At 70.7% G+C, this 19572-nt stretch carries 19 protein-coding genes and 1 tRNA gene; 18 read left to right on the top strand and 2 right to left on the bottom strand.

The annotated features are described in order from the left end of the window. Positions 1-54: 54 nt before the first annotated feature. From GTY58_RS08645 to GTY58_RS08610, 8 genes are all read left to right on the top strand, one after another. Entirely contained in the window at positions 55-489 is a 435-nt protein-coding gene (locus tag GTY58_RS08645; RefSeq protein WP_010983071.1) for a roadblock/LC7 domain-containing protein, read from the top strand. After that, the gene (locus GTY58_RS08640) at positions 486-863 is read left to right on the top strand and encodes a DUF742 domain-containing protein (RefSeq protein WP_037645894.1); all 378 of its coding nucleotides are present in this window, start codon (positions 486-488) and stop codon (positions 861-863) included. Before GTY58_RS08645 ends, GTY58_RS08640 begins: the two co-directional genes overlap by 4 nt. After that, positions 841-1440 carry an ATP/GTP-binding protein gene (locus tag GTY58_RS08635; RefSeq protein WP_037645895.1) on the top strand — a complete coding sequence of 200 codons (600 nt, stop codon included), beginning with the start codon at positions 841-843 and terminating at the stop codon, positions 1438-1440. The genes GTY58_RS08640 and GTY58_RS08635 overlap by 23 nt, the downstream gene beginning before the upstream one ends. Positions 1441-1468: 28 nt before the next feature. Beyond that, positions 1469-2050 (top strand): GAF domain-containing protein, encoded by a 582-nt coding sequence (locus GTY58_RS08630; protein ID WP_010983068.1) that lies wholly within the window; start codon positions 1469-1471, stop codon positions 2048-2050. 249 nt (positions 2051-2299) lie between these two features. Continuing rightward, positions 2300-3328 (top strand): L-threonine 3-dehydrogenase, encoded by a 1029-nt coding sequence (gene tdh / locus GTY58_RS08625; RefSeq protein WP_010983067.1) that lies wholly within the window; start codon positions 2300-2302, stop codon positions 3326-3328. Between the two features lie 19 nt (positions 3329-3347). Continuing rightward, complete coding sequence (locus GTY58_RS08620) at positions 3348-4541, top strand: glycine C-acetyltransferase (RefSeq protein ID WP_037646184.1); 1194 nt, start codon at positions 3348-3350, stop codon at positions 4539-4541. A gap of 285 nt (positions 4542-4826) precedes the next feature. Further along, on the top strand, positions 4827-5732 hold the full coding sequence (locus tag GTY58_RS08615; protein WP_010983065.1) for a LysR family transcriptional regulator: 906 nt from the start codon (positions 4827-4829) through the stop codon (positions 5730-5732). Between the two features lie 169 nt (positions 5733-5901). Next, positions 5902-6261: an MmcQ/YjbR family DNA-binding protein gene (locus GTY58_RS08610; protein WP_037645896.1), complete on the top strand. Its 360-nt coding sequence runs from the start codon at positions 5902-5904 to the stop codon at positions 6259-6261. 39 nt (positions 6262-6300) lie between these two features. Here the strand turns inward: GTY58_RS08610 and GTY58_RS08605 are convergent, their stop codons facing one another. After that, a complete protein-coding gene (locus tag GTY58_RS08605) occupies positions 6301-7212 on the bottom strand; it encodes a transketolase (RefSeq protein WP_010983063.1) in 912 nt (303 codons plus the stop codon). 98 nt (positions 7213-7310) lie between these two features. Beyond that, positions 7311-8021, bottom strand: a complete 711-nt coding sequence (locus GTY58_RS08600) for a thiamine pyrophosphate-dependent enzyme (RefSeq protein ID WP_010983062.1) — start codon at positions 8019-8021, stop codon at positions 7311-7313. A 198-nt stretch (positions 8022-8219) separates the two neighbouring features. Here GTY58_RS08600 and GTY58_RS08595 point away from each other — a divergent pair. The 10 genes from GTY58_RS08595 (at position 8220) to GTY58_RS08550 (ending at position 19359) form a co-directional block, all read left to right on the top strand. Then, a tRNA-Pro gene (locus GTY58_RS08595) sits at positions 8220-8293 on the top strand. A 403-nt stretch (positions 8294-8696) separates the two neighbouring features. Continuing rightward, entirely contained in the window at positions 8697-10163 is a 1467-nt protein-coding gene (locus tag GTY58_RS08590; protein ID WP_010983061.1) for an aldehyde dehydrogenase family protein, read from the top strand. 31 nt (positions 10164-10194) lie between these two features. Beyond that, positions 10195-11739: a GMC oxidoreductase gene (locus GTY58_RS08585; RefSeq protein ID WP_010983060.1), complete on the top strand. Its 1545-nt coding sequence runs from the start codon at positions 10195-10197 to the stop codon at positions 11737-11739. Then, positions 11739-13235 carry an amino acid permease gene (locus tag GTY58_RS08580; RefSeq protein WP_010983059.1) on the top strand — a complete coding sequence of 499 codons (1497 nt, stop codon included), beginning with the start codon at positions 11739-11741 and terminating at the stop codon, positions 13233-13235. The genes GTY58_RS08585 and GTY58_RS08580 overlap by 1 nt, the downstream gene beginning before the upstream one ends. 330 nt (positions 13236-13565) lie before the next feature. After that, positions 13566-14216 carry a GntR family transcriptional regulator gene (locus GTY58_RS08575; protein WP_010983058.1) on the top strand — a complete coding sequence of 217 codons (651 nt, stop codon included), beginning with the start codon at positions 13566-13568 and terminating at the stop codon, positions 14214-14216. Positions 14217-14261: 45 nt separating this feature from the next. Then, entirely contained in the window at positions 14262-15011 is a 750-nt protein-coding gene (locus GTY58_RS08570; RefSeq protein ID WP_010983057.1) for a PIG-L deacetylase family protein, read from the top strand. Continuing rightward, positions 15008-15718 carry a 4-carboxy-4-hydroxy-2-oxoadipate aldolase/oxaloacetate decarboxylase gene (locus GTY58_RS08565; protein ID WP_010983056.1) on the top strand — a complete coding sequence of 237 codons (711 nt, stop codon included), beginning with the start codon at positions 15008-15010 and terminating at the stop codon, positions 15716-15718. Before GTY58_RS08570 ends, GTY58_RS08565 begins: the two co-directional genes overlap by 4 nt. Beyond that, entirely contained in the window at positions 15715-16815 is a 1101-nt protein-coding gene (locus tag GTY58_RS08560; RefSeq protein ID WP_174514634.1) for a 4-oxalomesaconate tautomerase, read from the top strand. The genes GTY58_RS08565 and GTY58_RS08560 overlap by 4 nt, the downstream gene beginning before the upstream one ends. A gap of 10 nt (positions 16816-16825) precedes the next feature. Next, the gene (locus GTY58_RS08555) at positions 16826-17776 is read left to right on the top strand and encodes a catechol 2,3-dioxygenase (RefSeq protein ID WP_010983054.1); all 951 of its coding nucleotides are present in this window, start codon (positions 16826-16828) and stop codon (positions 17774-17776) included. A gap of 254 nt (positions 17777-18030) precedes the next feature. After that, positions 18031-19359 carry an aromatic acid/H+ symport family MFS transporter gene (locus GTY58_RS08550; protein ID WP_010983053.1) on the top strand — a complete coding sequence of 443 codons (1329 nt, stop codon included), beginning with the start codon at positions 18031-18033 and terminating at the stop codon, positions 19357-19359. Positions 19360-19572: the final 213 nt, after the last annotated feature.

Genomic DNA, 19572 nt, shown 5'->3' with positions numbered 1-19572 from the left:
CCCCCCACCCCCTCCGCTCCCGCGGACCCTCGTACCTCAAGGAGTCGATCCATCATGGCGAGCGATGCCCCGACCGGCCATGTATCCGATCTCGACTGGCTGATGAGCGGCCTCGTGCAGCGCGTACCGCACACCACGAGCGCGGTTCTCCTCTCCTGCGACGGCCTCGTGAAGTCGGTCCACGGCCTCGACCCGGACAGCGCCGACCACATGGCAGCCCTGGCCTCCGGCCTCTACTCCCTCGGCCGCAGCGCGGGCATCCGCTTCGGGGACGGCGGAGACGTACGGCAGGTCGTCGTCGAACTCGACTCGACCCTGCTGTTCGTGTCCACCGCGGGTTCCGGCACCTGTCTCGCCGTGCTCGCGGGCCGCGAGGCCGACGCGGCGGTCCTCGGCTACGAGATGGCGATGCTGGTCAAGAGCGTGCGGCCGTATCTGATGACGGCGCCCCGGCAGGCCGCCGCGCAGCCCCCGGCGATGCGGCCTTGAACGCGGCCGCGGCCGGTGATGGGCCCTGGCTCGATGACGCGGCCGGACGCCTCGTGCGCCCGTACACGGTCAGCAACGGCAGGACACGGCCGACCACGGCGCTCGATCTCCTGTCGCAGGTGATGGCCACCGGGGTCACCCCCCTCGGCTACCTCGGCCCCGAGCACACCCAGGCACTCGAACTGTGCCGGGCGCCCGTCTCGGTCGCCGAGGTGGCCGCCCATCTGAAGCTGCCGGCGGCGGTCACCAAGGTGCTGCTGTCCGACCTCGTCGACTGCGGGGCGCTCACCACGAAACCCCCGGAGTTCTACCACAACCCCACTGACCGGTCTCTTCTGGAGGCAGTGCTCGATGGACTACGACGACAGCTCTGATCCCTTCCCCACCGCGTTGAAAATCCTGGTGGCCGGAGGGTTCGGAGTCGGCAAGACGACCTTCGTCGGCGCGGTGAGCGAGATCGCGCCGCTCAGCACGGAGGAGCTGCTCACCACGGTCGGCGCCGCGACCGACAATCTCGACGGGATCGAGAACAAGGTCGAGACGACCGTGGCGATGGACTTCGGCCGCATCACCCTCGACCCCGAACACGTGCTCTACCTGTTCGGCACGCCCGGACAGCAGCGGTTCTGGTTCATGTGGGACGAACTCTCCGAGGGTGCGCTCGGCGCGGTGATCCTCGCCGACACCCGTCGACTGGAGGACTGTTTCGCCGCCGTCGACTTCTTCGAGCAGCGTGGTCTTGCCTTCATCGTGGCGATCAACGACTTCGACGGCGGCTACCGGTACGACCCCGCGGAGGTACGCGCGGCCATCGACCTGGACCCGCACATTCCCGTCGTGCGCTGCGACGCCCGGATCTCCAGCTCGGGCGTACAGACCCTGCTCACGCTCGTACGGCATCTCCTCGCCCACGCCCCGGCGACCGCCCCGAGCCACGGAGCCCACACATGAGCCGCGTCGTCGGCCGCGGAGCCCGCGGATGAGCTACGACCCACCGCGTCCGATCGGCCGGCTGCTGCTGACGCCCGAGGACAAGGACGCCCCCGAGCGCGTACGACGGCTGCGCCGCCTCGGGCTCGGCGAACGCCCGGAGCCCGTCTTCGACGCCTTCGCGGACCGGCTCGCGGAGGTCGCGGCGGTGCCGTACGCGATGGTCAACTTCATCGACGAGAACCGGCAGTTCTTCGCGGGCCTGCACGCACCCGACGGCACGGGGTCGGGCGGTCGGCCCGCCGCGGACGGCGCGGAACCACCCGACGTGCGCCGCTACATGGCCCGCGACTACGGCTTCTGCCCCCATGTCGTGGTCCGGCGCAAGGCTCTCGTCCTGGAGGACGTCTGCGACTACCCCCGCTTCGCCGGGAACCCGGTCGTCGACGAGATCGGCATCCGCTCTTACCTCGGCGCCCCGCTCATCGACCGCACGGGTATCGCCCTCGGCACGATCTGCGTCGTCGACATCGAGCCGCGCCCGTGGGGGAGAGCCGGCCTGGAGACCATCAAGGCGCTGGCGGCGGAGCTGGTCGAGCAGATCGGACGGCGGGAGAGCGGCGGGATCTGAGGGCGGCCGGGGGTCAGCCGCCCGGGCACGCCGAGGCGGGCCGGACAGCCGTGGCCGGAAGGAAACGGCTGAGGTGTGAAGGAAAGCTGTGGCGGCGCTTAAGAAAACCTCGATGGACCCGGGGCGGTGCCGTACGGCAGATTTCTGAGGGATTTCCACCCCTTGGATTCAACCTCTTGGATTCACCCCTCCCCGGCACGGGCTTCTTCGGCATGCCCTGCTCCGGGACCTCACCACAGGAGCCACAGCTTGAAGGCGCTGGTCAAGGAGAAGGCGGAGCCCGGGCTCTGGCTCATGGACGTCCCGGAGCCCGAGATCGGGCCCGGCGACGTACTGATCAAGGTCCTCAGGACCGGGATCTGCGGCACCGACCTGCACATCCGGTCCTGGGACGGCTGGGCGCAGCAAGCCGTCCGTACCCCGCTCGTGCTCGGTCACGAGTTCGTCGGTGAGGTCGTCGAGACCGGCCGCGACGTCGTCGACATCAAGGCCGGTGACCGGGTCAGCGGCGAGGGCCACCTGGTCTGCGGCAAGTGCCGCAACTGCCAGGCCGGACGCCGTCATCTGTGCCGTGCGACGGTCGGGCTCGGCGTCGGCCGGGACGGGGCGTTCGCCGAGTACGTGGCCCTGCCCGCGGCCAACGTCTGGGTGCACCGCGTTCCCGTCGACCTCGACGTGGCCGCGATCTTCGACCCGTTCGGCAACGCCGTGCACACGGCCCTGTCCTTCCCGCTGGTCGGCGAGGACGTGCTCATCACCGGGGCGGGCCCGATCGGCCTGATGGCGGCCGCCGTGGCCCGTCACGCCGGCGCCCGCAACGTCATGATCACCGACGTCAGCGAGGAGCGCCTGGAACTCGCCCGCAAGATCGGCGTGAGCCTCGCCCTGAACGTCGCCGACACGACCATCGCCGACGGCCAGCGCGCGCTCGGCCTGCGCGAGGGCTTCGACATCGGTCTGGAGATGTCCGGCCGCCCCGAGGCCATGCGCGACATGATCGCCAACATGACGCACGGCGGCCGCATCGCCATGCTCGGTCTGCCGTCCCAGGAGTTCCCCGTCGACTGGGCCCGGATCGTCACCTCCATGATCACGATCAAGGGCATCTACGGCCGCGAGATGTTCGAGACCTGGTACGCGATGTCCGTCCTCCTCGAAGGCGGCCTCGACCTCGCTCCCGTGATCACCGGCCGGTACGGCTACCGCGACTACGAGGCGGCGTTCGCCGACGCGGCGAGCGGCCGCGGCGGCAAGGTCATCCTCGACTGGACCCTCTGAGGACTCTAAGGAACTGATGATGTTCGATTCCGTACGCGACGATCTGCGCACCACCCTCGACGAGATCCGGACCGCCGGTCTGCACAAGCCCGAGCGCGTCATCGGCACCCCGCAGTCCGCCACCGTGAGTGTCACGGCGGGCGGCCGCCCCGGCGAGGTCCTCAACTTCTGCGCGAACAACTACCTCGGCCTCGCCGACCATCCCGAGGTCATCGCCGCCGCCCACGAGGCGCTCGACCGCTGGGGCTACGGCATGGCCTCCGTGCGCTTCATCTGCGGTACGCAGGAGGTGCACAAGGAGCTGGAGCGGCGGCTGTCCGCATTCCTCGGCCAGGAGGACACGATCCTCTACTCCTCCTGCTTCGACGCCAACGGAGGCGTCTTCGAAACCCTCCTCGGCGCCGAGGACGCGGTCATCTCCGACGCCCTCAACCACGCGTCGATCATCGACGGGATCCGGCTGTCCAAGGCCCGCCGCTTCCGGTACGCGAACCGCGACATGGCCGATCTGGAGCGACAGCTGAAGGAGGCTTCGGGTGCCCGGCGCCGGCTGATCGTCACCGACGGCGTCTTCTCCATGGACGGCTACGTGGCCCCGCTGCGGGAGATCTGCGACCTCGCCGACCGCTACGACGCGATGGTCATGGTCGACGACTCGCACGCGGTCGGCTTCGTCGGCCCCGGCGGACGCGGCACTCCTGAGCTGCACGGCGTGATGGACCGCGTCGACATCATCACCGGCACCCTCGGCAAGGCGCTCGGCGGCGCGTCCGGCGGTTACGTCGCCGCCCGTGCCGAGATCGTCGCCCTGCTGCGCCAGCGCTCGCGCCCGTACCTCTTCTCGAACACGCTCGCTCCGGTGATCGCGGCGGCCTCCCTCAAGGTTCTGGACCTGCTGGAGTCGGCGGACGACCTGCGCGTGCGGCTCGCCGAGAACACCGCGCTGTTCCGTTCCCGGATGACGGAGGAGGGCTTCGACATCCTCCCCGGCGACCATGCGATCGCGCCGGTCATGATCGGCGACGCGGCCGTGGCCGGCCGCCTGGCCGAGCTGCTCCTGGAGCGCGGCGTCTACGTCATCGGCTTCTCGTACCCGGTGGTCCCGCAGGGGCAGGCCCGCATCCGCGTCCAGCTGTCCGCCGCGCACTCGACGGACGACGTGAACCGGGCCGTGGACGCCTTCGTGTCCGCGCGCGCGGAGCTGGAGGCCTGAGCTTGGAGGCCTGAGCGTGGAGGTCTGAGCTTGGAGGCTTGAGCAGGGGGCGGCGACCCGGTTCGCCCGACGTGGGGGAGGCCCCGGTCTGAGGCGACGCGACGCGACGCGACGGACGATCCGGGTCGCGTCGGCGTGCGGGGGACGCTTCGGGGCGCCCCGGTGTGGGGGGCTGCGGGGCGGGCCCCGGTGTGCGGGAACGCGCCGAGCGCCTTCGCGCCCGGGGATTCCGGTCTGCTCGGCGCGCGGACAGGCCGGTTTGCCCGACCTGAGAGAATCGACCGCATGATCGAGGCGCGGCGGCTCCACATCCTCCGTGCGGTGGCCGACCACCGCACGGTGACGGCGGCTGCCGCCGCGCTGTATCTCACGCCCTCCGCGGTCTCCCAGCAGCTGACCGCCCTGGAACAGGAGACCGGCCACCGCCTCGTCGAGCGCAGCGCCCGAGGTGTACGCCTCACCCCGGCCGGCGAGATCCTGCTTGGTCACACCCACGCCGTACTCGCTCAACTGGAGCGCGCCGAGGCCGAGTTGGCGGCGTACAGCGCGGGCTCCGCGGGCACGGTCACGCTCGCCTCCTTCGCCACGGGCATCGGCCTCGTCGTCGCGCCCGCCCTGGCCCGGCTCGCCACGACCGCGCCCGGCATCCGGATCCGCGTCCAGGACGCCGAGGGGGACGCCAGCCTGCCGATGGTCCTCGACCGGCAGGTCGACGTCGCGGTCGCCGTCGAGTACCGGGGTGCGCCCGACGCCGACGATCCGCGCCTCACGCACATCCCGCTGTACGCGGAGCCCTTCGACGCCGTAGTCCCCGTCACCCACCGCCTCGCCGACACGGCCGAGGTCCCGCTCGCCGAACTGGCCAAGGATCCCTGGATCGGCCCGTACCCCGGCAACCCCTGCCATGACGTGGTGGTCCTGGCCTGCGAGAACGCCGGATTCCAGCCGCGCCTCGAACACTCCTCGGACGACTTCCGCGCGGTCGTCGCCCTCGCCTCGGCCGACGCGGGGGTGGCCCTGGTGCCACGCTCGGCGCTGCGCGGCATGGAGCTGACGGGCGTGGTCGTGCGGCCCGTCGACGGGGTCGCGCCCACGCGCCGGGTCTTCGCGGCCGTACGCCGTGGCGCGGAGAACCATCCGCTGATCCGGCCGGTCCTCGACGCGCTGGCGGAGGCCGCGACCGTGGACTGACCGGCGATCTTCTACGAGCGGGTGGGAGTCGAGTGCGACGGTGTGCCGCCGGCCCTGTAGGGGGCGGCGGCACGGTACGGCGCCGCTGTCGGCTGTCGGCTGTCGGTGTCGGCTGTGGGCCGTCCGCTCCCGCAGGGCGTTGTCGGTGGCGTTGGTTACGGTGCGACTCATGCTGGATGCCGAAGACGTACGCCGTATCGCCCTCTCCCTGCCGGACACCACGGAGAAGGTCGCCTGGAACATGCCCACCTTCAGGGTCGCGGGCAAGATGTTCGCCACCGTGCCGGAGGACGAGACCTCCATCGCCGTGCGCTGCCCCAAGGAGGAGCGCGACGAACTCGCCCTGGCGGAGCCCCGGAAGTTCTGGATCGCCGACCACGAGGCCGGCTTCGCCTGGGTGCGGGTCCGGCTCGTGGCGCTGGAGGACGAGGCCGAACTGCGCGACATCCTCGCCGACTCCTGGCGGCAGGCGGCTCCGCCCCGACTGATCGACGCCCACCCGGAGTTGGGGCTTCCGGCCGCGGACTGACCACCTGCCGGCGCTGTCGGTGCGCCGTGGCAGCGGCTGTCAGGCGCGCGCCGGGGCGCCCGCGAACTCCGCGATCCGCTGCCGCAGCGATCCCGCGTCCAGCCCATGGGCCGCCATGTGCTCGTCGACGCTGCCGTAGCGGCGCAGCTCGGGCCGGCCCACGCCGAGGCCGAGCACACGGTGCGGCACATCGTGGAGCGCGTCGTTCGCGGCGGCGGTCGAGGTCCCCGCCAGGTACGGCTCGACCAGGACGACATCGGTGCCCGCGGTCTCCGTGGCCCGGCGCAGGGCGACGGCGTCGAAGGGGCGGACGGTGGTCGCGTACAGGACGGTGACGTCGAGTCCCTCGGTGGCTTCGAGCACGGGGTCGAGCAGCGGGCCGACGGCGACGACCACGCCCGCGCGTCCCTCGCGGACGGTCAGGAAGCGCTCGCCGTCGACGGCGCGGCGCCGCGCGTTCGACTGCACGGACAGCCGTACGTACACCTTGTCGTCGCCCGCGGCCACGGCGTGCCTGAGCAGCGTCTCCGCCTCGTCCGGATGACCGGGGACGTGCATGGTCCAGCCGTCCAGCGTGTCCAGGAGGGCCACGTCACCGGGCGACATATGGGTGTAGCCGCCGGCGGGCCAGTCGAAGGAGGCCGCGGCGCTGACGAGGACCGCGCCCACGTCCTGGTGGCCGAGATCCAGCTTGACCTGCTCGAAGGGCCGCTCGACCAGAAAACTGGCGAACGTGTGCAGCACCGGCCGCAGCCCGGTCAGGGCGAGCCCCGCACCGGCTCCGACCAGGAGCTGTTCGCGGATACCGACGTTGATCACCCGGTCGGGATGCCTGCGCCGGGCCTCGGTGAAGCCGTCCTTGCCGATCTCGGCGAGGACGACCACGACCCGGGGGTCCTCGTCGAGCAGCCGGGAGACGACGGGGGCGAAACGGTCACGCATGGTGTCCATGGAGGGGGTGTCCTTTCACGGAACGTACGGCGGGCGGCGAGTGCTGTGCGGTGTGAGTGCTGTGTGGTGTGAGGCCGATGCGCGCAGGAGAGACGGACTCAGGCGTCCTTCGGGCGGACACGGGCGACGACTGCGAGCGGCCGGCCCTCGTGGGGCGCGGTGAAGGCGGCGTGCAAGGCCTCGTGGTCGTGGCCGTCGACGGTCGTGGTGGCCCAGCCGGCCGCCTCGAAGCGGGCGGCGATCCCGCCGGTCAGGGCGTGGGTGGCGGAGGAGTTGTCGATCACGATGGTGTGCAGGCGTTCGAGGCCGGCGGCACCGGCGTACGCGATCGCCTCGTGATTGCTCCCCTCGTCGAGTTCGGCGTCGCCGGTCAGCACCCAGACGCGCGGCTCGCCTAGTCCCTGGGCCCGCAGCCCCAGGGCCGTGCCCACGGCGATGGGCAGCCCGTGGCCGAGCGACCCGCTGCCGATCTCGGCGCCCGGCACCAGGACGCGGTCGGGGTGGTGCCCGAGCGGCGAGTCGTACGAGCCGAAGTCCGGCAGCCAGTCGACCGGCAGGAACCCCTTGGCGGCGAGAACGGCGTAGTACGCCATCGGCCCGTGCCCCTTGGACAGCAGGAACCGGTCCCGCCCCGGCTCGTCCACCCGCTCGGGAGCGACGCGCAGCACACGGTCGTAGAGCACCCACAGCGCGTCCAGCGTGGACGTCGCGGCGGGCCCGTGCTTCTCGTCGCCGGTCATCAGCCCCATCAGCCGGGGCAGGTCGGTGTACGCGTACTGCTGGGAACCGCGTTCCGTCGTGATCGTCATACCGACGATCGTGCAACCTCAACCAAACTTCAGGTCAAGCGCCGGCCGGTGCTTCTCGCCGCCGTGGCCGCGCCCGGTCCGTCGGCCTCGAATACCCGGTCCGTCGGCCCCGAATAAAGGAGTGCGCGACCACCGGCCGGAGTGCGGTATTGTTTCCGTGCACGTTCGGCCAGGGGAAATCCCAGGTCAGACGGGCAACGGGACGTGGCGCAGCTTGGTAGCGCACTTGACTGGGGGTCAAGGGGTCGCAGGTTCAAATCCTGTCGTCCCGACCGTGCGAAGGGTCTTCGCAGGCGAGAGCCTGTGGGGGCCCTTTTGCGTGGAAGGGGTCAGCTCGCACTGCCCGCCGATGCCACAGCGCCGCACGTCCCGCTCCCGCCGAGGCGCCGGCCGAGACCTGAGCCCGAGACCTGAGCCTGAGTTCTGAGCCTGAGTCCTGAGCCCGAGGCCTGAACCCGAGGCCTGAACCCGAGGGCAGGTCGGCACGTCCTCCCGTGGATCGCGCCTGCCCCCCCCGCACCGCAAGCGCGCGAGGCGCCCGTAGACCAGCGGGGTCAACTTATGGGCCCGCGCCCGCGCACCTGCGGTGTGCCGCTCCGGCCCGGCTCGGGCGCTGACGCAGGTTGGAGGTTCGGCGGTAGGACGGCTTCGGCCCTGCACGGAGGAGTGGCGGCGATGCCCGATCTGTTCATCGACGGTGAGTGGGTCCGGGGCGCGACAGGCACGACACGGGAGGTGGTCAATCCCTTCGACGCGACCGTTGTCCGCAGTGTCGACGAGGGCGATGCCACGGACGTCGACCGCGCGGTGACAGCGGCCAGGCGGGCCTTCCACGCCGCTGACTGGGCGGCCGCGCCGACACAGCGACGGGCGGACGTCCTGTTCCGGGTGGCGGAGTACCTCCTGCGGGACATCGAGGAGATCGCGCGGGACGAGACCCTGAACACGGGCAAGACCCTTGCCGAAGCCCGGATCGACGTCAAGGACGTGTCGAACGCCTTCCGCTACTTCGCCGAGATGGCCGGCAAGGACGCGGGACGCGTCGTCGACGCCGGCCCGGACGTTCTCAGCCGCGTCGTCCACGAACCCGTCGGGGTCTGCGCGCTGATCGCCCCCTGGAACTATCCACTGCTCCAGGCTTCTTGGAAGGTCGCACCGGCGCTCGCCGCGGGCAACACGTTCGTCCTCAAACCGAGCGAGATCACCCCGCTCACGACCATCGCCATGATGCGGCTCATCGAGGAGGCGGGCGCACCTCCCGGAGTGGCCAATCTCGTTCTCGGCGCCGGCGCCACCGTCGGGTCGGCGATGACGGTGCACCCGGAGGTGGACCTGGTGTCCTTCACGGGCGGTCTGGGAACCGGCCGCCGGATCATGGAGTCGGCGGCCCGCGAGGTGAAGAACATCGCCCTGGAACTGGGCGGCAAGAACCCGAACGTCGTCTTCGACGACGCGGACTTCGAGGCCGCGGTCGACCACACGCTCGACGCGTCCTTCCTGCACTCCGGGCAGGTCTGCTCGGCCGGCTCACGGCTGCTGGTGCAGGACTCCTGGCACGACCGCTTCGTCCGGGAACTCGCCGACCGTGCCTCCCGCATCCGGCTCGGCAACGGCCTCGACCCGCACACCGAGAGCGGTCCGCTCAGCTCCGCCGAACACCGGGCCAAGGTGGAGAAGTACATCGACCTCGGCCGGTCCGAGGGAGCACGGCTGGTGACCGGGGGCCGGCGCCCCGACGACCCGGACCTCGCACACGGCTTCTTCCTGCTGCCGACGATCTTCGACGACTGCGACCGGTCCATGCGCATCGTCCAGGAGGAGGTCTTCGGACCGGTGGTCACCGTCGAGACGTTCCGTACCGAGGACGAAGCGGTCGAGCTCGCGAACGACACCCGCTACGGGCTCGCGGCAGGTGTGTGGACCGGCGAGGCGAGCCGGGCGCAGCGTGTCGCCGCCCGGCTGCGGCACGGCACGGTGTGGATCAACGACTTCCACCCGTATCTCCCCCAGGCGGAGTGGGGCGGCTACGGGCAGTCGGGCGTGGGACGTGAGCTGGGACCCACGGGCCTGCGCGAATACCAGGAGATCAAGCACATCTACCAGAACCTCTCTCCCGGCCCCTCCGGCTGGTTCAAGGGCTGAGGGGCGTGACGGCATGGCTGGGGAGCGGTCCGTGACGGACGAACCGGAATACGACTACGTCATCGTCGGCGGGGGCACGGCCGGATGCGTTCTGGCGGCCCGCCTGACGGAGGACCCCGACTGCCGCGTCTGCGTCATCGAGGGCGGTCCCAGCGACGTGGGCGACGAGCGGATCCTGCGCCTGCGCAACTGGATCAACCTGCTCGGCTCGGAGTTCGACTACGGCTACACGACCGTGGAACAGCCGCGCGGGAACTCGCACATTCTGCATTCCCGGGCCCGCGTCCTCGGCGGCTGCTCCTCGCACAACACGGTCATCAGCTTCCTTCCGCTGCCCGAGGACCTCGACGACTGGGTCGACAGGGGCTGCACCGGCTGGGGTCCGGACGTGCTGCTGCCGTACCGTCATCGCCTCCAGAACCGGATCGTGCCGGTCGCCGACAAGGACCGCAATCCGATCGCCCGCGATTTCGTGACCGCCGCCGCTTCGGCCCTCGGGGTCCCGGTGATCGAGGACTTCAACGCGCGGCCGTTCGCCGAAGGCGCCGGATTCTTCTCCCTGGCGTACGAGCCGGAGAGCAACCGGCGCTCCTCCGCCTCCGTCGCCTATCTGCACCCCGTGCTGGACCGCCCCAACCTGACGCTCCGGCTGGAGACATGGGCGTACGGGCTGCTGCCGGACGGTGACGGCCGTCTCACCCGCGTCCAGGTCCGGCAGAGCGACGGCACCACCGCGACGGTGCGAGCCGCGCGCGACATGCTGCTGTGCGCGGGAGCGATCGACACACCGCGCCTGCTCCTGCTGTCCGGCGTGGGGCCCGCGCAGCAGCTCCGCGATCTCGGCATCGAGGTGCGGGCGGATGTGCCGGGCGTCGGCGAGAACCTCCTCGACCACCCCGAGTCGGTCATCGTCTGGGAGACGCACGGCCCGCTGCCCCCGAACTCGGCCATGGACTCGGACGCGGGACTGTTCCTGCGCCGCGCTCCGCGCGGGCCGCGCCCGGACCTGATGTTCCACTTCTACCAAGTCCCGTTCACGGTCAACACCGAACGGCTCGGCCACCCGGCGATCGAGCACGGCGTCTGTATGACACCGAACGTACCCAGAGCCCGCTCGGTGGGACGGATGTGGCTGGCCGACGCGGACCCGACGCGGCAGCCCTGCCTGGACTTCCGGTACTTCACCGACCCCGAGGGCTACGACGAGAAGACCATCGTCGACGGACTCGGGATCGCCCGGGAAGTGGCCGCCGCCGCACCGTTGCGGGACTGGCTGAAACGGGAGGTCGCGCCGGGACCGGACATCCGCACGGACGCCGAACTGTCCGCGTACGGAAGGAAAGCCGCGCACACCGTCTACCACCCGGCCGGCACCTGCCGGATGGGCGCGGACGACGATCCGCTGGCCGTCCTCGACCCGCAGCTGCGGGTGCGCGGCGTCAGCGGAGTGCGAGTCGTCGACGCGTCCCTGTTCCCGACGATGCCCACCATCAACCCGATGCTGACCGTGCTGCTGGCAGCGGAACGCGCGGTCGATCTGATCAAGGGGACGCGGCAGCCCGGAGAGGCACGCTGATGGCCGGAACCAGCGACCCGACCGCGGGAGCCGGCTCGCCGGGCGGGAAGCCCTCGGAACCCGGCTGGGTGCCGGACTCCAAGTTCCGCAAGGACATGGGGCCGTGGGCGAACTTCGCACTCGGCTTCACCTACCTGTCACCCGTCGTCAGTACCTACACCTTGTTCGGCACCGCGCTCGCCGCGGGCGGACCGCCCATGATCTGGGCGTTCCTGCTGGCCGGTGCCGGCCAGTTCCTCGTCGCCCTCGTCTTCGGCGAGGTCGTGGCGCAGTACCCCATCGCCGGAGGCGTCTATCCCTGGGCCCGGCGCCTGTGGGGCCCGCGGTGGGCCTGGATGACCGGCTGGGTCTATATGTGGGCGCTCCTGGTCACGATCACCTCGGTGGCGTACGGGGCAGGCCCGTACATCGCGATCCTGCTCGGCTTCGCGCCGACCGTGCACACGACCGTCGGGTGCACGGTGGTCCTCATCGTGGTGGCCGCCCTGATCAACTACGCGGGAACCAGGGCTCTTTCGTGGGCGGCCGTCATCGGTTTCACCGGGGAACTGGTCGGGGCGCTGGTCGTCGGCATCTACCTGCTGGTCACCCATCGCGAGCACGGCATCGGCGTCATCTTCGACTCCTTCGGCGCCGAGGGCGACGGCAGCTACCTGCCGGCGTTCCTCGGCGCGGCCATCATCGGCTTCTACCAGTACTACGGGTTCGAGGCCTGCGGCGACACCGCGGAGGAGGTCGAGCACCCCGGCCGTGTCATCCCCCGGGCCATGCGCCGCACGATCTACGTGGGCGGCGCCGCGGCCACCTTCACCTGCCTCACGCTCCTGCTGTCGGTGACGGACTACCGGGCCGTCATCTCCGGCAAGGACACCGACCCCGTGGTGCGCGTGCTGTACGACGCGATGGGCGAAGTGGGCGCCAGGCTCGTGATGGGGGTCGTCCTCATCTCGTTCCTGTCCTGCACCGTCAGCCTTCAGGCGGCGGCGGGCCGGCTCATCTACTCGTACGCACGCGACCGCATGATCTTCGGGCACAAGCTGCTGGAGCGGTTCTCCCCGGCACGGGCCGTACCCACCTACGCGCTGCTCGTCGCGGCCGTCGTGCCCGCGCTGATCGCCTTCGGCTCGCTGGTGTCGGAGAACGCCCTCACGAAGATCGTCTCGTTCGCGATCCTCGGTATCTACGCCTCGTTCCAGATGGTCGTCCTGGCCGCGCTGCGAGCCCGCCTCAAGGGCTGGGAACCCGCGGGCGAGTTCACTCTGGGCCGCTTCGGGCTCGTCGTGAACGCCGCCGCCCTGGCCTACGGGATCTTCGCCATCATCAACATCTGCTGGCCTCGAAATCCGGAACAGCCGTGGTTCGACAACTACGTCGTGCTGCTGTGCGGAGGCGTCGTCCTGATCACCGGCCTGCTGTACATGGTGACCACCCGCCACCACGGGCGCGGCGAGGCTCCGTCGGGAGACGCGATCCCTTGTGACGGTACTTCCGTCTGACGCCCTGACCGTGGTGGACAGCAGCGCCTGTTGTCGCTCACCAGGCCACCGAGACGGTCGGAAGACCGCGGCAGGAACCCCCGGCCTTCAGGCCGGGGAGCACGTCAGTACCTCGGACAGTACGGGTATCGGTATGCGCCCGAGCCCGAGGATTCCCTGACGGGTCGTCCCTCGTTCCGTACTCGCGTGCAGGCCCGGCACACAGCGAAACCGCGCCGCCCCGGGACCGTGGCGGCGCCGACGCATGCACGCAATATGGAGGACAAAATTGTTGACAATCTTGCTTGGCTAGATTTAGGTTCGACAGGCACTCACTCAGGGAGGGCAACGATGCCGAAGGAAGCCCGTCCGAGCACTGGAGAGCAGGCCAAGCAGCATGCGTTGACGCAGCTGCGGCAGGCGATCCTGCACGGCGAGATGGCACCGGCGCAGCGGCTGGTGGAGAACGAACTCGCCGAACAGTTCGGTGTGACGCGGGCCAGCATCCGGGCGGCGCTCATCGATCTGGCGGCCGAAGGGCTGGTGGAGCGGATCCGCAACCGCGGTTCGCGGGTGCGGGTGGTGACCGTGGAGGAAGCGGTCGCCATCACCGAGTGCCGCATGGTCCTCGAAGGGCTGTGCGCGGCCAAGGCGGCCGTCGCGGCCAGCGACGAGCAGCTGACCGAGCTCGCGGACCTGGGCGCGGCGATGACCAAGGCCGTGGCCGACGGCGAGCCGGTGACGTACTCGGAGCTCAACCATGAACTGCACGACAGGATCCGGGAGTTCTCCGGGCAGCAGACGGCCGTGGAGCTACTGGAGCGGCTCAACGCGCAACTGGTGCGCCATCGCTTCCAGTTGGCGCTGAGACCGGGGCGTCCGCAGCACTCCCTGAACGAGCACCTGTCCATGATCGAAGCGATCAGGGACAGGGACCCGCAGGCGGCCGAGGTGGCCGTCCGCGCCCACCTCACCAGCGTGATCGAGGCGCTGCGCGACTGACGCGGACGAGGCGGGCGCACCCCTGTTCACCAAGGAGATTCAGTAATGACGCACGGCAACGCGCCCGCCACCCCACGGTCCACACTCGTCATCACCGCGCACGCCGGGGACTTCGTGTGGCGAGCGGGCGGAGCCATCGCCCTGGCGGCGTCCCGCGGCGAGAAGGTCACCATCGCGTGTCTGACCTTCGGTGAGCGCGGCGAATCCGCCAAGGCGTGGCGCGAGGGCAAGTCGCTGGAGGAGATCAAGGGGATCCGGCGCGAGGAGGCCGAGAAGGCGGCCGCCACCCTCGGCGCCGAGGTCGTCTTCTTCGACGCCGGCGACTACCCCCTGCTCGCCACGCCCGAGTTGACCGACCGGCTGGTGGCCGTTCACCGGCAGGCCCAGCCGGACGTCGTGCTCACCCACCCCCTCGACGACCCCTACAACGGCGACCACCCGGCGGCGGCTCGGATGGCCCTGGACGCGCGCGTGCTCGCCCAGGCCATCGGCTACCCGGCCCCCGGGGAGATCATCGGGGCCCCGCCGGTGTTCTTCTTCGAGCCGCACCAGCCCGAGATGTGCGGGTTCAAGCCGGAGGTCCTCCTCGACATCACCGAGGTGTGGGAGACCAAGCGCAAGGCCATGGAGTGCCTGGCCGCCCAGCAGCACCTGTGGGACTACTACACCGACCTGGGCAAGCGCCGCGGTGTCCAGCTCAAGCGCAACGCCGGACCCAACCTCGGTCTGCCGCACGCCACGTACGCCGAGGCGTACATGCGTCCCTACCCGCAGGTCACGGGGGAGCTGGCATGAGCGGCGTGATCGTCACCAACCCGCCCAAGGCGGATGCGAAGGACGTCGAGTCGCTGTCCGGCTACGGCGTGGCCACGGTCCACGAGGCGCTCGGCCGCAGCGGCCTCCTCGGCCCCGACCTGCGCCCCATCCAGCAGGGCGTACGGATCTGCGGCAGCGCCGTCACCGTACTCAGCTGGCCCGGCGACAACCTCATGATCCACGCGGCGGTGGAGCAGTGCGGCGAGGGCGACCTCCTGGTCGTCACCACCACCTCTCCCTCCACCGACGGCATGTTCGGCGAGCTGTTCGCCACCGCCCTCCAACGGCGGGGCGTGCGCGGCCTGGTGACCAACGCGGGCGTGCGGGACACCGAAGAACTGCGTGAGATGGGCTTCCCGGTGTGGGCGAGGGCCGTGAGCTCCCAGGGCACCGTGAAGGCCACCGGCGGCTCGGTCAACGTACCGGTCGCGATCGGCGGGCAGACGGTCCGGCCCGGCGATGTGATCCTCGCCGACGACGACGGTGTCATGTGTGTGCCCCGCGAGCGGTCCGCCCGGGCCGTCGAGGCGTCCGCCGCCCGCACCGCCAAGGAAGAGGCGTCCCGCGCCGCCTTCGCCAAGGGCGAGCTGGGCCTCGACCGCTACGGACTGCGCGACACCCTCGCCCGGCTCGGCGTCGAGTACCGCACCTACGAGGAGTACGCCCGCGAGGAGGCGGGCTCGTGACCGGGACCCGGGAGGTGCGCTGCATGCTCATGCGCGGCGGCACCTCCAAGGGGGCCTACTTCCTGGCCGAGGACCTGCCCGCCGACGCCGGCGCGCGCGACGACCTGCTGCTGCGCGTCATGGGCAGCCCCGATCCGCGCCAGATCGACGGCCTGGGCGGGGCGCATCCCCTGACCAGCAAGGTGGCCGTCGTCTCCGTCTCCGCCGACCCCGAGGCGGACGTCGGCTATCTGTTCCTCCAAGTCGGCGTCGACACCGCCCAGGTGACCGACCGGCAGAACTGCGGCAACCTGCTCGCCGGGGTCGGCCCCTTCGCCGTGGAACGCGGGCTGGTCGCCCCGGGGGACGCGGAGACGTCCGTACGGATCCGCATGCTCAACACCGGGGACCTGGCCGTCGCGACCTTTCCCACCCCGGGGGGACGCGTCGACTACACCGGCTCGGCCGAGATCTCCGGTGTGCCGGGGACCGCCGCCCCGGTGGTCATCGAGTTCCCGCCGGGCGGCAGTCCGCTGCTGCCTACAGGGCTGGCCCGTGACGTCGTCGCCGGCACCCCGGTGACCTGCGTGGACAACGGAATGCCGACCGTGTTGATCGCCGCTTCCTCACTGAACGTCAAGGGCTACGAGGACCCCAAGGACCTGGAGGAGGATGTGGCCCTCGCCGACCGGCTCCGGGCGATCCGGCTGGAGGCCGGACGGCTGATGGGGCTCGGTGACGTCGACGGCACCACCGTGCCCAAACTCAGCCTCCTGGCACCGCCCCTGCACGGCGGCGCGATCATGACCCGCACCTTCATCCCGGTGCGCTGCCACACCTCCATCGGTGTCCTGGGCGCCGCGAGTGTGGCCGCCGGGCTGCGCGTCGAGGGGGGCGTCGGCCAGGACCTGGCGCGCCTGCCCGCACACGGGGACCGATTGCGCATCGAGCACCCCACCGGGTTCCTCGACCTCGAAACCAGCATCGAGCACGGCGCCGCGGGCGCAGTGCCGGTGGCCCGCCGGACCGCCGTCGTGCGTACCGCGCGAAAGATCTTCGACGGCACCGTCTTCCCCCGGTCCGCCGCAACCGCGCCGACACCCGCGCGCCACAGCTAAGGAGACAAGGATGACTCCGCCCCTCGGAGACATCGCCCACCTCGGGCACGTCGAACTGCTCACCCCGGACCTGGACCGCAGTGTCCGGTTCTTCACCGACATCCTCGGGCTGACCGTCAACGGCACCTCCGGAGACTCCGTCTACCTGCGGACCTGGGACGACTACGAGCACCACAGTCTGATCCTCACCGCGCACGGGAAGCCGGGGATGCGCCGCACGGCCCTGCGCGCCTCCAGCGAGGAGGCCCTTCAGCGCCGGGTCAAGGATCTGGAGAACACCGGCCGCGGGGGTCGCTGGGTCGAGGACGAACCGGGCATCGGCCCGCTGTACGTCTCCAGTGATCCCGACGGCCACGAACTCGCCCTGTATTGGGAGAGCGAGTGGTACGAGGCACCGCCCGAGCTGAAGCCGGGTCTGAAGAACCAGCCCCAGGCCAAGCCCGGCCAGGGCGTGGGCGTGCGCCGCCTGGACCACGTCAACTTCCTCGCCTCCGACGTCGCGGCCAACGCGGCCTTCACCCGGGAGGTGCTCGGCGCCCGCGCCACCGAGCAGATCGTGCTCGACAGCGGGAAGGTGGCCGCCCAGTGGCTCACCTTCACCAACAAGTCGTACGACGTCGTCTACACCTCGGACTGGACGGGTTCCAGCGGACGGCTGCACCACGTCGCGTTCGCGACCGACAACCGTGACGACATCCTGCGCGCCGCCGACCTCTGCCTCGACAACGACGTGTTCATCGAGACCGGTCCGCACAAGCACGCCATCCAGCAGACGTTCTTCCTGTACGTCTACGAGCCGGGCGGCAACCGCATCGAGCTGTGCAACCCGCTCACCCGTCTGGTGCTGGCCCCCGACTGGCCGCTGATCACCTGGACCGAGGCCGAGCGGGCCAAGGGGCAGGCCTGGGGCCTGAAGACCATCGAGTCCTTCCACACCCACGGCACACCGCCCGTCGACTGAAACAAGCCATACAGAGGGGGTGGGCGGCGCACAGTTCTGTGCCGCCCACCCCTTGTCGTACCTGCTCCCGCGGCCGTATCGGCGGCCATGGCCGACTGTCTTGATTGTTTCTAAGATTGTTGACAAAAGCGTTGACACTTTCCAGGGCGGCTCTTTACCGTCGAGCGCACCACCGGGTCAGCCGCACGAGCCGCGACGGCCCGCCTCACAGATCCCCTCCAGGGACACGCCTCCTGGACGAGAGGAAAACAACGATGTCCTCCTCCCACCTGTCCGCTCGCGGCAGCAGACTGGCCGCGCTGGTCGTCGGCCTGTGCTGGCTGGTCGTCCTCTTCGACGGCCTCGACATGTTCGTCTACGGCGCCGTGCTGCCCCACATGCTGGAGGAGCACGCCCTCGGCCTCGAGCCGTCCCAGGCCGGCGACCTCGGCAGCTACGCCACCTTCGGCATGCTGATCGGCGCCCTGTCCGCGGGTACGGTCACCGACTGGGTCGGCCGCAAGAAGGTCATCCTCAGCTGCACCGCGGTGTTCTCGCTCGCCTCCGCCCTGTGCGCGGTCGCCCCCAGCATCGGTGTCTTCGGACTCGGCCGCTTCATCGCCGGCCTCGGCCTCGGCGGCCTGCTGCCCACCACGATCACGATGGTCGCCGAGTACGCCCCGCGCGGTCGCGGCGCCCTGATCGTCGGCATGCTGATGACCGCCCATCAGGCCGGCGGCATCCTCTCGGGCTTCGTGGGTCTGTGGACCGGCGGCGCGGGCGGCTGGCGCGTCGCCTACTGGATCTGCGTGGTCCCGCTGTTCATCGGAGTGCCGCTGGTCGCCAAGTTCCTGCCGGAGTCGATGAGCTTCCTGCTCGCCCGGGGCCGCACCGAGGAAGCCCGTGAACTCGCCCGCCGCTACGACGTCGACATGCCCGCCCCCGAGGCGGAGCGCCCCGCCGCCGGGGAGCGCTGGAGCGCCCTCGCCGCACTGTTCCGCGGCAACCTGTGGCGCACCACCCTGCTGTTCTGGCTGGCCTCCTTCTGCGGACTGCTGCTCGTGTACGGCGTCAGCAACTGGCTGCCCACCATGATGCGCGGCGCTGGCTACGAGCTCGGCTCCTCCCTGTCGTTCGTCATCGTCATCAACCTCGGCGGCATCGTGGGCATGCTGGTCGCCGGCCGCTTCTCCGACCGCTACGGCGCGCCGCTCGTCGCCACCATCTGGTTCGCGGCCACCGCCGTCGGCGTCTACCTGCTCGGCATTCACATGCCGCTCGCGCTCACCTACGTGGTGGTCTTCCTCACCGGCCTGTTCCTCTTCAGCGCCCAGGCCATGATCTACGCGGCGGTGGCCGGCCGCTCCGGTGCCGACAACCGCGCCACGGCCGTGGGCTGGGTGTCCGGCATCGGCCGCTTCGGAGCCGTCTTCGGGCCGTGGCTCGGCGGCCAGCTCGTCGCGAGCAAGGCCGAGGGCTGGGGCTTCACCGCCTTCGCCGTCGCCGCCGTCCTGGCCACCGTGTTCGTGAGCCTCACCGGCCTGCGCAGCCCGCGGCGGACGCAGGGGAGCACCGCTCCGCAGCGGCTGTCCACCACCGGCTGACCACGGAGACCCGCGCCCGGGCCGGACCGAGAGCGGTCCGGCCCGGGTCTGTGCCCTGATCTCGCGACGCGCCCGGCGGACCGTCAACACCGGTTGCTCCGCAGCCACTTGAGCGGAGGACCCCGACGGCGTGAGCGAACCGGCCCGACCGATCGCCCGCCTCGCAAGCGTCCGTTCAGGGGAGGCGCGGCCCCTGCGACCCGTAGGCGGTCA

Source organism: Streptomyces sp. SID5469, assembly GCF_009862865.1.
Taxonomy (GTDB): Bacteria; Actinomycetota; Actinomycetes; order Streptomycetales; family Streptomycetaceae; genus Streptomyces; species Streptomyces avermitilis.
This window is presented reverse-complemented; position numbering and strand designations above follow the sequence as displayed.